The 13,267-nt window shown below is 63.2% G+C and carries 13 protein-coding genes; all 13 read left to right on the forward strand.

Annotation, left to right across the window (positions count from 1 at the left end; all coding sequences use genetic code 11):
* The first annotated feature begins 184 nt into the window (after positions 1-184).
* The 13 genes from flgB (at position 185) to M2D63_RS22515 (ending at position 13,034) form a co-directional block, all read left to right on the forward strand.
* Complete coding sequence (gene flgB, locus M2D63_RS22455; protein ID WP_285865244.1) at positions 185-592, forward strand: flagellar basal body rod protein FlgB; 408 nt, start codon at positions 185-187, stop codon at positions 590-592.
* 3 nt (positions 593-595) lie between these two features.
* A complete protein-coding gene (gene flgC, locus M2D63_RS22460; RefSeq protein ID WP_285865245.1) occupies positions 596-1,039 on the forward strand; it encodes a flagellar basal body rod protein FlgC in 444 nt (147 codons plus the stop codon).
* Between the two features lie 13 nt (positions 1,040-1,052).
* A complete protein-coding gene (flgD, locus tag M2D63_RS22465) occupies positions 1,053-1,745 on the forward strand; it encodes a flagellar hook assembly protein FlgD (protein ID WP_285865246.1) in 693 nt (230 codons plus the stop codon).
* A 27-nt stretch (positions 1,746-1,772) separates the two neighbouring features.
* Positions 1,773-3,092 carry a flagellar hook protein FlgE gene (gene flgE, locus M2D63_RS22470; protein WP_285865247.1) on the forward strand — a complete coding sequence of 440 codons (1,320 nt, stop codon included), beginning with the start codon at positions 1,773-1,775 and terminating at the stop codon, positions 3,090-3,092.
* Between the two features lie 72 nt (positions 3,093-3,164).
* Entirely contained in the window at positions 3,165-3,347 is a 183-nt protein-coding gene (locus M2D63_RS22475) for a hypothetical protein (RefSeq protein WP_285865248.1), read from the forward strand.
* Positions 3,348-3,513: 166 nt separating this feature from the next.
* On the forward strand, positions 3,514-4,254 hold the full coding sequence (locus M2D63_RS22480; RefSeq protein ID WP_285865249.1) for a flagellar basal body rod protein FlgF: 741 nt from the start codon (positions 3,514-3,516) through the stop codon (positions 4,252-4,254).
* 45 nt (positions 4,255-4,299) lie between these two features.
* Positions 4,300-5,085 carry a flagellar basal-body rod protein FlgG gene (gene flgG / locus M2D63_RS22485; protein ID WP_285865250.1) on the forward strand — a complete coding sequence of 262 codons (786 nt, stop codon included), beginning with the start codon at positions 4,300-4,302 and terminating at the stop codon, positions 5,083-5,085.
* 54 nt (positions 5,086-5,139) lie between these two features.
* Positions 5,140-5,835 carry a flagellar basal body L-ring protein FlgH gene (gene flgH, locus M2D63_RS22490; protein ID WP_285865251.1) on the forward strand — a complete coding sequence of 232 codons (696 nt, stop codon included), beginning with the start codon at positions 5,140-5,142 and terminating at the stop codon, positions 5,833-5,835.
* A 12-nt stretch (positions 5,836-5,847) separates the two neighbouring features.
* Entirely contained in the window at positions 5,848-6,957 is a 1,110-nt protein-coding gene (locus M2D63_RS22495) for a flagellar basal body P-ring protein FlgI (protein WP_285865252.1), read from the forward strand.
* Positions 6,958-6,968: 11 nt separating this feature from the next.
* Positions 6,969-8,165, forward strand: coding sequence for a flagellar assembly peptidoglycan hydrolase FlgJ (gene flgJ / locus M2D63_RS22500; RefSeq protein WP_285865253.1), 1,197 nt, complete (start codon positions 6,969-6,971; stop codon positions 8,163-8,165).
* Positions 8,166-8,175: 10 nt separating this feature from the next.
* Positions 8,176-10,221 (forward strand): flagellar hook-associated protein FlgK, encoded by a 2,046-nt coding sequence (flgK, locus tag M2D63_RS22505; protein WP_285865254.1) that lies wholly within the window; start codon positions 8,176-8,178, stop codon positions 10,219-10,221.
* 13 nt (positions 10,222-10,234) lie between these two features.
* Entirely contained in the window at positions 10,235-11,803 is a 1,569-nt protein-coding gene (locus M2D63_RS22510) for a flagellar hook-associated protein 3 (RefSeq protein WP_285865255.1), read from the forward strand.
* Positions 11,804-12,092: 289 nt separating this feature from the next.
* Positions 12,093-13,034, forward strand: coding sequence for a ketoacyl-ACP synthase III (locus M2D63_RS22515; protein ID WP_285865256.1), 942 nt, complete (start codon positions 12,093-12,095; stop codon positions 13,032-13,034).
* Positions 13,035-13,267 lie beyond the last annotated feature (233 nt).

The raw sequence follows: 13,267 nt of genomic DNA on the forward strand, positions 1-13,267 counted from the left end.
GTTTTGGGCGCCGCCAAATTGCCGCTTTGCCGGCGCCAGGCGGAATACCCTTGCCGCTTTTCTGGCATTGCCACTGATGAAATGTCGTCAAAGCCCCGTAAATACGGGGCTTTGTTTTTTGGCATGGCTCTTGCTATGTCACTGCCTACGAATTATCCGGTCAACCTTCGAAGGTTTCCCCGACATGAGCATCAGCTTCGACAAAGCGCTCGGCATTCACGAAAAGGCACTGGGCTTTCGCGCCCAGCGTGCCGAAGTGCTGGCCAACAACATCGCCAACGCCGACACGCCCAACTACAAGGCGCGGGACATGGACTTCTCCTCGGTGCTGGCTGCCGAGAGCGAAAAGGCCAAGAGCGGTCGCTTCGCCCTGGACCGGACCAACACCCGGCACATCGAGGCCGAAGGCCTGACCATGGCTGACGACACCCTGCAGTACCGCACGCCGATGCAGCCTTCGATCGACCAGAACACCGTCGATGCCCAGCTCGAACAATCCAGCTACGCGGAAAACGCCGTGGGCTTCCAGGCCAGCTTCACGCTGCTCAACAGTAAATTCAAAGGGCTGGTTTCGGCCCTGCGCGGAGAGTAAGTCATGTCCCTCGCCAGTGTCTTCAACATTGCCGGTAGCGGCATGAGCGCGCAGACCACGCGCCTGAATACCGTCGCTTCGAACATCGCCAACGCCGAGACCGTGTCGTCGAGCATCGACCAGACCTACCGTGCCCGCCACCCGGTGTTCGCCACCACCTTCCAGCAGGCCCAGACCGGCGTCAGCCAGTCGCTGTTCCAGGACCAGGACAATGCCGGCCAGGGCGTGCAGGTGCTCGGCGTGGTCGAGGACCAGAGCAACCTGGAAGCGCGCTACGAGCCCGATCATCCGGCGGCGAACAAGGACGGCTACGTCTATTACCCGAACGTCAATGTGGTCGAGGAAATGGCCGACATGATCTCGGCCAGCCGCTCGTTCCAGACCAACGCCGAGCTGATGAACACGGCCAAGACCATGATGCAGAAAGTGCTGACCCTGGGTCAGTGATAGGGGCATTGGAATGAGTACGACAGATTCCGTTTCCAGCTCGGTACTGCAATCGCTGCAGAAGCCGGAAACCAGCGGCAACAGTAAGACCGGCACCGCAGGCAGCGCCCTGGGCAAGGATGCGTTCCTGCAATTGCTGGTCACCCAGATGAAAAACCAGAATCCGCTCGACCCGCAGGAGAACGGCGAGTTCGTGGCGCAGCTGGCGCAGTTCAGCAGCCTGGAAGGCATCCAGACGCTCAATGACTCGGTGGCCAACATTGGCGGGGCGTTTCTCTCGTCCGTTGCCCTGCAGGCCTCTTCGCTGGTCGGGCGCAATGTGGTGGTGCAGACCGACAAAGCGGTCGTCGATACCAGCAAGGAAATGCGCGGCTCGGTCAACCTGACCTCGTCCAGCACCGCGACCACGGTGGGCATCTACGACAGTGATGGCGAGCTGGTGCGCACCCTCGACCTGGGTAGCCAGAAGGGTGGCCGGGTGGACTTCACCTGGGATGGCAAGGACAGCGACGGCGCGGTAGCACCTGCCGGCACCTACAGCTTCAAGGCCTCGGGCACCATCGAAGGGGTGGCCACGACCATGACGACCAACCTGCCGGCCTCGGTCAGCAGCGTGACCATGGGCAGCAACGGTTCGGAAATGATGCTGAACCTGGCCGGCCTCGGCAGCATCGGGCTGTCGAAAATTCAATCCATTGGAATCTAGGGCCGATAACACGGCAGGAGTGAGCACATGTCTTTCAATATCGGCCTGAGCGGCCTGTATGCAGCAAACAAGGCCCTGAATGTCACCGGCAACAACATCGCCAACGTTGCCACCACCGGCTTCAAAACCTCCCGTGCCGAGTTCGCCGATCAGTATGCGTCGTCGATCCGTGGCACCAGCGGCAAGACCGCAGTGGGCAGTGGTGTGACCACCGCCGCCGTGTCGCAGATGTTCACCCAGGGCAATTTCACCGGTACCGGCCAGAGCCTGGACCTGGCCATCGACGGCAACGGCTTCTTCGCCATGAATGACAACGGTTCGAAGATCTACACCCGTGCCGGTGCCTTCTACAGCGACAAGGCCGGCTACATCGTCAACGCCCAGGGCTCCAACCTGCAAGGTTATGGCGTGGATGCCGATGGCAAGCTGGTCAAGGGCGTGATGACCGATCTCAAGATCGACACCTCCAACCTGGAGCCGCGTCCGACCTCGCGCATCTCCGAGACGGTCAACCTCAACTCCAGCGCCGCCGAGCCCAAGGTTACTCCGTTCGATCCGTCGAACGTTGCCACCTACAACTACACCTTCAACACCGATGTGTACGACAGCCAGGGCAACGCCCACCAGCTGAACCAGTACTTCGTCAAGGATGCCGGCACCAACTCCTGGACCATGTACAGCACCATCGACGGCCGCAACCCGGCGGACCCGACCCTGACCACCCCGATGGTCAACAAACTGCCGTTCAAGTCCGACGGCACCCTCGACACTGCCGCGATGACTGCAGGGCCGGTGGCGGGCGGGCTGACCATCGGTGCCGACAAGTCGTTCCAGATCGACAACTGGGTGCCGGCCGAGAAAAACGCGGCGGGCAACTGGGTCTCCAATGGCGCCGTCGCCCGTGCCGGTGGCGTCGCCCTCGACATGCTGGCGACCACCCAGTACAACGCCGCCTCCGCCACCACCGCCAAGAACCAGGACGGCTACGCCACCGGCGAGCTCAGCGGCCTGACGGTCGACCAGAGCGGCAACCTGTTCGCCAACTTCACCAACGGCCAGGACAAGGTGATCGGCCAGGTGGCCATCGCCAACTTCGCCAACGTCCAGGGCTTGCAGCCAGTGGGTGGCACCAGCTGGCAGGAAACCTACGCCTCCGGCGTGCCGGTGGTCGGCGAGCCGGACACCGGCACCCTCGGCAAGATCTATGGCGGCTCCCTGGAAGACTCCAACGTCGACCTGACCGGTGAGCTGGTCAACCTGATCAAGGCGCAGAGCAACTACCAGGCGAACGCCAAGACCATCTCCACCGAAAGCACCATCATGCAGACCATCATCCAGATGACCTGATGCTCGATGGTGTACCGAGCCCCTGCTTGCAGGGGCTTTTTTTATCGGCTGAGCGATAGACGAGGAGGGCGGATGAAGCGATTGGCAGTGATTACAGCGCTGGTGCTGTGGTCTGTCGCCCAGGCGGCGCCGGCGCCCTGGTACCAGTGGCAGAGCAAGGTCACCGGGCGCTACCTGTGTGCCCAGGTCGATCCGGGCGAGGGCTGGGTGCGGCATTCCGGGCCCTATGACAATGCCGGTTGCCGCCGCTACTGAAGGTCGCCTTGCCGCGGGCGGCAAGAGTTCGCCGACAAACTGACGGTTGGCCTTCGATGTTTGCCCGCAAAGCCCCGGAATACGGGGCTTTGTTCATTGTGGTTCGATAATTGCTACAAGCAGGCCAAGGTGGCAGCGCGGCGAGGGGCCGTGCAGAGGAGATCCTGTGGACAAGATGCTTTACGTGGCCATGACCGGGGCCAGCCAGAACGCACTGGCGCAGAAGGCGCATGCCAACAACCTGGCGAACATTTCCACCACCGGTTTCCAGCGTGACCTGGAGCAGGCGCGCTCGATGCCGGTGTTCGGTGACAGCTTTCCGGCGCGTGCCTATGCCATGACCGAGCGGCCGGCGACGGACTTCACCCCGGGCTCGATGCTGGAAACCGGCCGCGACCTGGACGTGGCCATCGGCGGTGACGGTTTCATCGCCGTGCAAGCGCCCGACGGCAGCGAAGCCTATGTGCGCACAGCCAGCATGAACATCGACGCCCTGGGTGTGCTGCGGGCCGGAAACGGTATGCCGGTGATGGGCAATGGCGGGCCGATCGCGGTGCCGCCGGAGCAGAAGATCGAGGTCGGTGAAGACGGCACCATCACCATCCGCGCCATGGGCGAGGGGCCGCAGGTGATGGCCCAGGTCGACCGGATCAAGATGGTCAACCCCGACCTCAAGACCATGACCAAGGGCCTGGACGGCTTGATCCATCCCGAAAACGGCCAGCCGCTCGCGGCCGACGGCAACGTCCGTCTGGTGTCGGGTTTCCTTGAAACCAGCAACGTCAACGCGGTCGAGGAAATGACCTCGGTGCTGGCGCTGTCCCGTCAATTCGAACTGCACATCAAAATGATGACCACGGCCAAGGAAGGCGATGAAGCCATGGCTCGGGTTTTGCAAATCGGCTAATCACTTTCAGGTAGCGCCGTAAAACAGGCGCGCAAGGAGAACTGCATGCTTCCGGCTCTTTGGGTCAGTAAAACCGGTCTGTCCGCCCAGGACATGAACCTGACCACCATTTCCAACAACCTGGCCAACGTCTCGACCACCGGCTTCAAGCGTGATCGCGCCGAGTTCCAGGACCTGCTCTACCAGACCCGCCGCCAGCCGGGCGCCAACTCCACCCAGGACAGCGAGTTGCCTTCGGGCCTGCAACTGGGTACCGGTGTGCGCATCGTCGGCACCCAGAAGAACTTCACCGCCGGCAGCCTGCAGACCACCGAGAACCCCCTGGACATGGCGATCGATGGCCGTGGCTTCTTCCAGATCCTGCAGCCCGATGGCACCGTTTCGTACACCCGTGACGGTACCTTCCACCTGAACTCCGACGGCCAGATCGTCACCGCCAGCGGCTTTGCCCTGGAGCCGGCAGTCGTGGTTCCGCCCGAGGCGCAGACCTTCACCGTCGGCCGTGACGGCACCGTGTCCATCACCACCGCCGGCAACCCGGCGGCACAGGTGATCGGCAACATCCAGACCGCCGACTTCATCAACCCGGCGGGCCTGCAGGCCGTGGGTGGCAACCTGTTCCTGGAGACTGCCGCCAGCGGCGCGCCGCAAGTCGGCACCCCGGGCCTGAACGGCTTCGGCATGGTCCAGCAGCAGACCCTGGAAAACTCCAACGTCAGCACCGTGGAAGAGCTGGTCAACATGATCACCACCCAGCGTGCCTACGAGATGAATTCCAAGGTCATTTCCACGGCCGACCAGATGCTCTCGTTCGTTACCCAGAACCTGTAAGTGAAGTCATTGAGGTCGCTTGCCCGGCGCCTGTTCCACCGTGAGGTCAGAGTCATGAGTCGTCTGTTATCCGTACTAGCCCTGAGTGGGGTCACCGTGCTGGCCGGCTGCGTTGCGCCGACGCCAAAGCCCAACGATCCCTACTACGCGCCGGTATTGCCGCGCACGCCCCTGCCGGCGGCGGCCAACAACGGCTCGATCTACCAGGCCGGTTTCGAGCAGAACCTGTACAGCGACCGCAAGGCGTTCCGGGTCGGTGACATCATCACCATCACCCTCAACGAGCGCACCCAGGCGAGCAAGAACGCCAATTCGCAGATCGCCAAGAACAGCAAGGCCGACATCGGCCTGACCTCGTTGTTCGGTTCGTCCATGACCACCAACAACCCGTTCAGCGACGGCGACCTGAGCCTGAGCGCCGGCTACAGCGGCGACCGCGCCACCAAGGGTGACAGCAAGGCCGGGCAGGGCAACAGCCTGACCGGCTCGATCACCGTGACCGTGGCCGATGTGCTGCCCAACGGCATCATCGCCGTGCGCGGCGAGAAGTGGCTGACCCTCAACACCGGTGATGAACTGGTGCGCATCGCCGGCATGATCCGCGCCGACGACATCGCCACCGACAACACCGTGCCTTCGACCCGGGTGGCCGATGCGCGCATCACCTATTCGGGCACCGGCTCCTTTGCCGACGCCAGCCAGCCGGGCTGGTTCGACCGTTTCTTCCTCAGCCCGCTTTGGCCTTTCTAGGTTCGGATGACCATGTTCAACTTCAAGCAGCTGATCGCCGCCGCGTTGCTGATGTCTGCCGCGTTCGCCGTCCAGGCCGAGCGTCTGAAGGACATCGCCAGCATTTCCGGCGTGCGTAGCAACCAGCTGATCGGCTACGGCCTGGTGGTGGGTCTCAATGGCACGGGTGACCAGACCACCCAGACGCCGTTCACCCTGCAGACCTTCAACAACATGCTCTCGCAGTTCGGCATCAAGGTGCCGGCCGGTACCGGCAACGTGCAGCTCAAGAACGTCGCCGCGGTGTCGGTGCATGCCGACCTGCCGGCGTTCGCCAAGCCTGGCCAGGTGGTGGACATCACCGTGTCGTCGATCGGTAACTCCAAGAGCCTGCGTGGCGGCAGCCTGTTGATGACCCCGCTCAAGGGCATCGACGGCAACGTCTACGCCGTCGCCCAGGGCAACCTGGTGGTCGGTGGCTTCGACGCCGAAGGCCGCGATGGCTCCAAGATCACCGTCAACGTGCCGTCGGCCGGGCGCATCCCCGGTGGTGCTTCGGTGGAGCGCGCCGTGCCCAGTGGTTTCAACCAGGGCAACAGCCTGACCCTGAACCTCAATCGTCCGGACTTCACCACCGCCAAGCGCATCGTCGACAAGGTCAACGAACTGCTCGGCCCGGGCGTGGCCCAGGCGGTGGACGGCGGTTCGGTGCGGGTGACCGCGCCGCTCGATCCGAGCCAGCGGGTCGACTACCTGTCGATCCTCGAGAACCTGGAGATCGATCCGGGCCAGGCGGTGGCCAAGGTCATCATCAACTCGCGTACCGGTACCATCGTCATTGGCCAGAACGTCAAGGTGTCGCCGGCGGCGGTGACCCACGGCAGCCTGACCGTGACCATTACCGAAGACCCGATCGTCAGCCAGCCGGGGCCGTTCTCCAATGGCCAGACCGCCGTGGTGCCGCGCTCGCGGGTCAATGCCGAGCAGGAAGCCAAGCCGATGTTCAAGTTCGGTCCGGGCACCACCCTGGACGAGATCGTGCGCGCGGTTAACCAGGTGGGCGCAGCCCCCAGTGACCTGATGGCGATCCTCGAAGCCCTGAAACAGGCCGGCGCCTTGCAGGCTGACCTGATCGTGATCTGAGGAAATTGGCCATGGACATGCCGAAAAGCGCATTCAGCGCCGCCGACAGTGGCGCCTACACCGACCTCAATCGCCTGAGCTCGCTCAAGGTCGGCGACCGCGACAGCGACGCCAACCTGCGCAAGGTGGCCCAGGAGTTCGAGTCGCTGTTTCTCAACGAGATGCTCAAGTCGATGCGTTCGGCCAGCGATGTGCTGGCCAAGGACAACCCGCTCAACACCGAGACCACCAAGCAGTACCAGCAGATGTACGACCAGCAACTGGCGGTGAGCATGTCCCGCGAGGGCGGCGGTATCGGCCTGCAGGATGTGCTGATGCGCCAGCTGTCCAAGCAGAAGGCGGCAGCGGTGAACAACAGCCCGTTCCCGCGCTTCGATGTCCAGCCCCGTGCGCTGGGAGCGACGGCGGTCGGCGTGGCCGATCAGCCGCAGGCTACCGGCAGCGTGCGCAATGATGTGGCGGCGCTCAATTCCCGTCGCCTGGCCTTGCCCGGCAAGCTCACCGATCGCTTGCTGGCGGGCCTGGTGCCGTCGGCTGCGGGTACGCCGGCCACCACCAACACCGCGCCGATCCCCGGGCGTTCGACCCTGGTCGGTGATGCCGTGGTCAAGGGTGACTGGCAGCCGGCGCAAGCCTTTGCGGCACCCAGCGAGTTGCGCATCCATGGCCGCGCCGTGGCCCAGCCGCCGCTGGCGCCGGCCAAGCGCGCCTTCAGTTCTTCCGACGAATTCGTCGCCACCATGCTGCCAATGGCCGAGCAGGCCGCCAGGCGCATCGGTATCGACCCGCGCTACCTGGTGGCCCAGGCGGCCCTGGAAACCGGTTGGGGCAAATCGGTCATGCGCCAGGCCGATGGCAGCAGCAGCCACAACCTGTTCGGCATCAAGGCCACCGGCAACTGGCAGGGTGGCCAGGCGCGGGCGATCACCAGCGAGTTCCGCGACGGCCAATTCGTCAAGGAGACGGCGGCGTTCCGTTCCTACGACTCCTACCAGGACAGCTTCCACGACCTGGTCACGCTGTTGCAGAGCAACGCCCGCTATAAAGATGCGCTGAGTGCGGCCGATACACCGGAACAGTTTGCCAGAGAGCTGCAAAAGGCCGGCTACGCCACCGATCCTTCGTACGCGAGCAAGATCATCAGCATCGCCCGGCAGTTGCAACCCACCCCGCAGTACGCCTTGGCTGGCGGTACCACAAATCTATAAGGATTGAAGCATGTCGAATCTGATCTCGATCGGGCTGAGCGGCCTGAATGCCAGCCAGGCTGCGCTCGCGGTGACCTCGAACAACATCGCCAATGCCGCGACCTCGGGTTACTCGCGCCAGCAGACCGTGCAGGTCGCCGCCGGCGGCATGCAGAACATCGGCGTCGGCTTCATCGGCACCGGCACCACCCTGTCGGATGTGCGCCGTATCTATAACGGCTACCTGGACAACCAGCTGCGCACCGCCACGTCGCTGAACACCGATGCCCTGGCGTTCCAGGACCAGATCACCAGCGTCGACAAGCTTTTGGCCGACAGCAATACCGGTATCAGCTCGGTGCTCACCTCGTTCTTCTCCGCCTTGCAGACCGCCTCGGCCACCCCGGGCGACGTCGCTTCGCGGCAGTTGCTGCTGACCCAGGCACAGACCCTGAGCAACCGCTTCAACGCCATCTCCTCGCAGATGAGCCAACAGAACGACAGCATCAATTCGCAGCTCGATACCCTGAGCGGCCAGGTCAACAAACTGACCTCCAGCATTGCCGAATACAACAAGCAGATCGTGCAGTTGTCGTCCACCGGCAACACCCCCAACAACCTGATCGATGCGCGCAACGAAGCAGTGCGCTCGCTCAACGAGCTGGTCGGTGTCACCGTGCAGGAGCGCGGCGGCAGTATCGATGTGTACCTGGGCACCGGCCAGTCGCTGGTGACCGGCAACACCGCCAACACCCTCTCGGTCGGCCCCAGTGCCAGCGACAAGAGCCAGTACAGCCTGACCATCAACTACCAGACCTTCAGCTCCGATGTCACCTCGGTGGTCAGCGGTGGTCAGATCGGTGGCTTGCTGCGTTATCGCAACGATGTACTCAACCCGTCGATCAACGAGCTGGGGCGCGTGGCCCTGGTGGTCGCCGACAGCATCAACAGCCAGCTGGGCCAAGGCCTCGATGCCAACGGCCAGTTCGGCAGCAACCTGTTCTCCAGCATCAACAGCGCCACCGCCATCAGCCAGCGCAGCCTGGCGGCCTCCGGCAACAGTGCAGGCTCGGGCAACCTCGACGTCACCATCGCCAACAGCGGTGCGCTGACCACCCACGACTACGAGGTCAAGTTCACCAGCGACAAGCAGTACACCGTGCGCCGCTCCGACGGCACCGACATGGGTACCTTCAACCTGGACGACGACCCGGCGCCGGTGATCGACGGTTTCAGCCTGTCACTCAAGGGCGGCGCCCTGGCGGCGGGTGACTCGTTCAAGGTCATCCCTACCCGCGCTGCAGCGGGCAGCATCAACACGGTCATGACCGATGCCAACAAGCTGGCCTTCGCCGGCCCGATCAGCGCCACTGCCGGTAGCAGCAACGGCGGTACCGGCACCATCACCCAGCCGACCCTGGGCGATCGCCTGGACATCTACAGTGGCGCCGACCTTGCGCTGATGCAGGACTCGATCAAGCAGTCGATGCCGGTGCGGGTGGTGTTCAGTGACGCCAGCGGCGGCACCCAGGGCTATGACTTGTTCGACGCCAAGGGCACCAAGATCGGTAGCGGCAGCATCGTGCCGGGCCAGGACAACAAACTGTCCATCGGCGTGCCGATGCGTGATGCGGCCGGTGCGCCGATCCTCGATGGCAGCGGCAACCCGCGTACCTTCGAAGTCGAAACCACCATCGGCGGCAGCCCGGCCGGCGACGACAGCTTCACCCTGAGCTTCAACGTCGACGGCAAGTCCGACAACCGCAATGCCCAGGACCTGCTGCGCCTGCAGACCCAATCCACGGTCGGCACCGGCTCCGGTGGCGGCATCAGCTTCACCTCGGCCTATGCCTCGCTGGTCGAGCGGGTAGGGGCCAAGGCCAGCCAGGCGCAGATCGACACCAAGGCCAGCGGCGCCGTGCTCGATTCGGCCAAGGCCAGCCGTGGTGCGGTGTCCGGGGTCAACCTGGATGACGAAGCCGCCGGCCTGGTCAAGTTCCAGCACTACTACACCGCGTCGTCGCAGATCATCAAGACCGCGCAAGAAACCTTCAGCACCTTGATCAACGCCCTGTAAGGAGTAGCCGATCGTGCGTATTTCCACTGCTCAGTTCTATGAGACCAGCGCCACCAGCTACTCGAAGAACTTCTCCGACGCGGCCAAGACCCAGGCGCAAGTGTCGTCGGGCGTGCGTATCCAGACGGCGGCGGATGATCCGGTCGGCGCCGCGCGGCTGTTGCTGCTGCAACAGCAGAGCGCCTTGCTGGGCCAGTACAACGCCAACATCACCACGGTGAACAACGCCCTGTTGCAGGAAGAGAGCGTGCTCTCGACCATCAACGAGGCGATGCAGCGCGCCAGCGAGCTGGCCATCCGTGCCGGTGGCGGCAGCCTGAGCGATGCCGACCGCACCTCCATCAGCAGCGAGCTGAAGGAAATCGAGGCCAACATCTTCGGCCTGCTCAATTCGCGCGATGCCAACGGCAACTACATGTTCGGTGGCTCCAAGACCTCGTCGCCACCTTACGTGCGCAACAGCGACGGCACCTACAGCTACCATGGTGACCAGACCCAGCTCAGCCTGCAGGTCTCCGACACCTTGCACCTGGCCACCAACGACACCGGCTTCAGCATCTTCGACCAGGCCATCAACAAGTCCCGCACCCAGAGCAGCCTGCAGGCGCCGGCAACGGATGATGGCCGGGTCAATCTGTCCCAGGGCTTGTTGAGCTCGGTCAACACCTACAACAACGGTGGGTTTGCCAAGGGCCAGCCTTACACCCTGACCTTTACCAGTGCCACCACCTATAGCATCACCGACGCCAACGGCAACGACATCACCAGCGAGACGCCCACCAATGGTGTGTTCGACTCCAAGGCCGAGGGTGGCAACCGTATCGCCCTGCGCGGTGTCGAATTTGAAGTCGGTGTGAACCTCAAGGAAGGTGATGACCCGGACGCCGCCGTGGCCGGGCATGTGTTCAAGCTGGAAGGGCGTCCCGACACCCTGACCAGCACCCGTAGCGCCGGCAACCCGTCGCCGACGCAGATCACCGGCAGCACCATCACCGATGCCGATGCCTACCGCAGCGGTTTCCCCAGCGACGGTGCGGTGATCAAGTTCACCAGTGCCACCGACTACGAAATGTATGCCCAGCCCCTCACGGCTGACAGCAAGCCGCTGGCCAGCGGCACCGTGGCCGGCAGTTCGCTGACGGTGGCCGGGGTGACCTACCAGCTCGACGGCAACACGCCGGCGGCGGGGGATCAGTTCGCGGTCAGCGCCAATACCCACAAGACCCAGAACGTACTGGAAACCCTGGGGCAACTGCGCGCGGCGCTGGACACCCCGGTAACCGACGAGAAATCCGGCTTTGCCCTCAAGCAGGCCGTGGGTTCGGCCATTGCCAACCTCGGCAGTGCCCGTGAGCGCATTGATATCACGCGCGGCTCGATCGGCGCCCGGGGCAACTCCCTGGATATCCAGACCCTGGAGAACAGCAGCCTGGCGCTGGCCAACAAGAGCACCCAGAGCGCGATCGGCAACACCGACATGTCTACCGCGGCGATCACCCTGACCCTGCAGCAGGCCATGCTGGAGGCTTCGCAGATGGCATTTTCCCGTTTGTCGCAACTGAGCCTCTTCAACAAGCTCTGATGCAAACCGCGTAAAACCCCGGTCGGCAACCTGCCTGCCGGGGTTTTTTTATACCCGGTAAGAGGCTGCTTACCCCTACTTTCCGGCAAATCGGTGTGACCAATGAGTCAAATCGGGCATCTTCCCTGTATTCTATCGGTGGCGTTTGCAAGAATTTGTTGCCGGTTATTTATTTGCAGGCTCAGGCAACAACACTGCCATGCGCCACTCCAAGGTGGTGCTGCCCCGTTTTTTGGCGCCCTCAGTTCTGCGAGCGGCGGTCTTTGGCTGTTTTGATTGGGAAGCCAGAATGATTGGCATAAAAAGTATCGCGAGTTACGTGCCCACCGCTGGCCTGGACAACTATGTCCAGGGCGCGAAATTCGGCAAGGATGAAGAATTCATCTTCGGCAAGATCGGCTCGACCTTTCTGCCGCGCAAGGCAGACGAGCAAGAAACCTCCGACCTGTGCGTCGAGGCCGCCAAGGCATTGTTCGCCAACAATCCGGACCTCGATCCGCAATCGATCGATGCGCTGATCGTGGTCACCCAGAACGGCGATGAAGAAGGCCTGCCGCACACGGCCGCCATCGTCCAGGACAAACTCGGCCTGACCACCCGCGTGGCCGCCTTCGACGTGTCGCTGGGTTGCTCGGGCTATGTCTATGGCCTGTACGCGATCAAGGGTTTCATGGAAGCGGCGGGGCTGAAGAACGGCCTGCTGATCACCGCCGACCCGTACTCGAAGATCGTCGATCCGGAAGACCGCAACACCACCATGCTGTTCGGCGATGCCGCCACCGCTACCTGGATGGGCGAGAACGCCGCCTGGCAGCTGGGTCAGGCGCGTTTCGGTACCGACGGCTCGGGCGCTGCGCACCTGAAGGTCACTGACGGCAACTTCTTCATGAATGGCCGCCAGGTGTTCAACTTCGCCCTGCTCAAGGTGCCGGCGCACCTGCACGAGCTGCTCGAAGCCTGCGAGCTGACCGCAGCGGATATCGATGCGTTCTGCATCCACCAGGGCAGTGCGGCAATCGTCGATGCCGTGGCCCGTCGCTTCGAAGAAGATCCGGAAAAACAGGTCAAGGACAAGTTCGTCAAGGACATGCTCGAGACCGGCAATACCGTGTCGTCCAGCGTGCCGCTGCTGCTGGAGAAGCACATGCTCGACGGTAGCTGGAAGCGCGTGGCCATCAGTGGCTTCGGTGTCGGCCTGTCGTGGGGTTCGGCGATCCTGTACCGCGACTGATCGATCGGCGGTAGCGAAAAAGGCGCCTGGTGGTCTTCACCAGGCGCCTTTTTTTTGGGGGGGGCTTCATGGAACCCCGGGGGACTATGGTTCTTGGGCTGGGCTGGTTTGGGTTCGGTCGCTGGGGCTGTGAGCTTATCCATTCGATGCAGCGACGCTGCCGGCCCCTTCCGCCCTTACGGCGGCCTACTTTTCTCTTGGGAAAAGTAGGCAAAACCGCTTGCTCCTGCATC

This window comes from Pseudomonas sp. BJa5, from assembly GCF_030272875.2.
In the GTDB taxonomy this organism is placed as follows: domain Bacteria; phylum Pseudomonadota; class Gammaproteobacteria; order Pseudomonadales; family Pseudomonadaceae; genus Aquipseudomonas.

Excerpts from the sequence above, each read along its gene's own strand:
- flgJ (WP_285865253.1), top strand. The coding sequence starts at position 6,969 with ATGGACATGCCGAAAAGCGCATTCAGCGCCGCCGACAGTGGCGCCTAC.
- flgK (WP_285865254.1), top strand. The coding sequence starts at position 8,176 with ATGTCGAATCTGATCTCGATCGGGCTGAGCGGCCTGAATGCCAGCCAG.
- flgE (WP_285865247.1), top strand. The coding sequence starts at position 1,773 with ATGTCTTTCAATATCGGCCTGAGCGGCCTGTATGCAGCAAACAAGGCC.
- M2D63_RS22475 (WP_285865248.1), top strand. The coding sequence starts at position 3,165 with ATGAAGCGATTGGCAGTGATTACAGCGCTGGTGCTGTGGTCTGTCGCC.
- flgG (WP_285865250.1), top strand. The coding sequence starts at position 4,300 with ATGCTTCCGGCTCTTTGGGTCAGTAAAACCGGTCTGTCCGCCCAGGAC.
- flgD (WP_285865246.1), top strand. The coding sequence starts at position 1,053 with ATGAGTACGACAGATTCCGTTTCCAGCTCGGTACTGCAATCGCTGCAG.
- M2D63_RS22515 (WP_285865256.1), top strand. The coding sequence starts at position 12,093 with ATGATTGGCATAAAAAGTATCGCGAGTTACGTGCCCACCGCTGGCCTG.
- flgH (WP_285865251.1), top strand. The coding sequence starts at position 5,140 with ATGAGTCGTCTGTTATCCGTACTAGCCCTGAGTGGGGTCACCGTGCTG.
- flgB (WP_285865244.1), top strand. The coding sequence starts at position 185 with ATGAGCATCAGCTTCGACAAAGCGCTCGGCATTCACGAAAAGGCACTG.
- M2D63_RS22495 (WP_285865252.1), top strand. The coding sequence starts at position 5,848 with ATGTTCAACTTCAAGCAGCTGATCGCCGCCGCGTTGCTGATGTCTGCC.
- flgC (WP_285865245.1), top strand. The coding sequence starts at position 596 with ATGTCCCTCGCCAGTGTCTTCAACATTGCCGGTAGCGGCATGAGCGCG.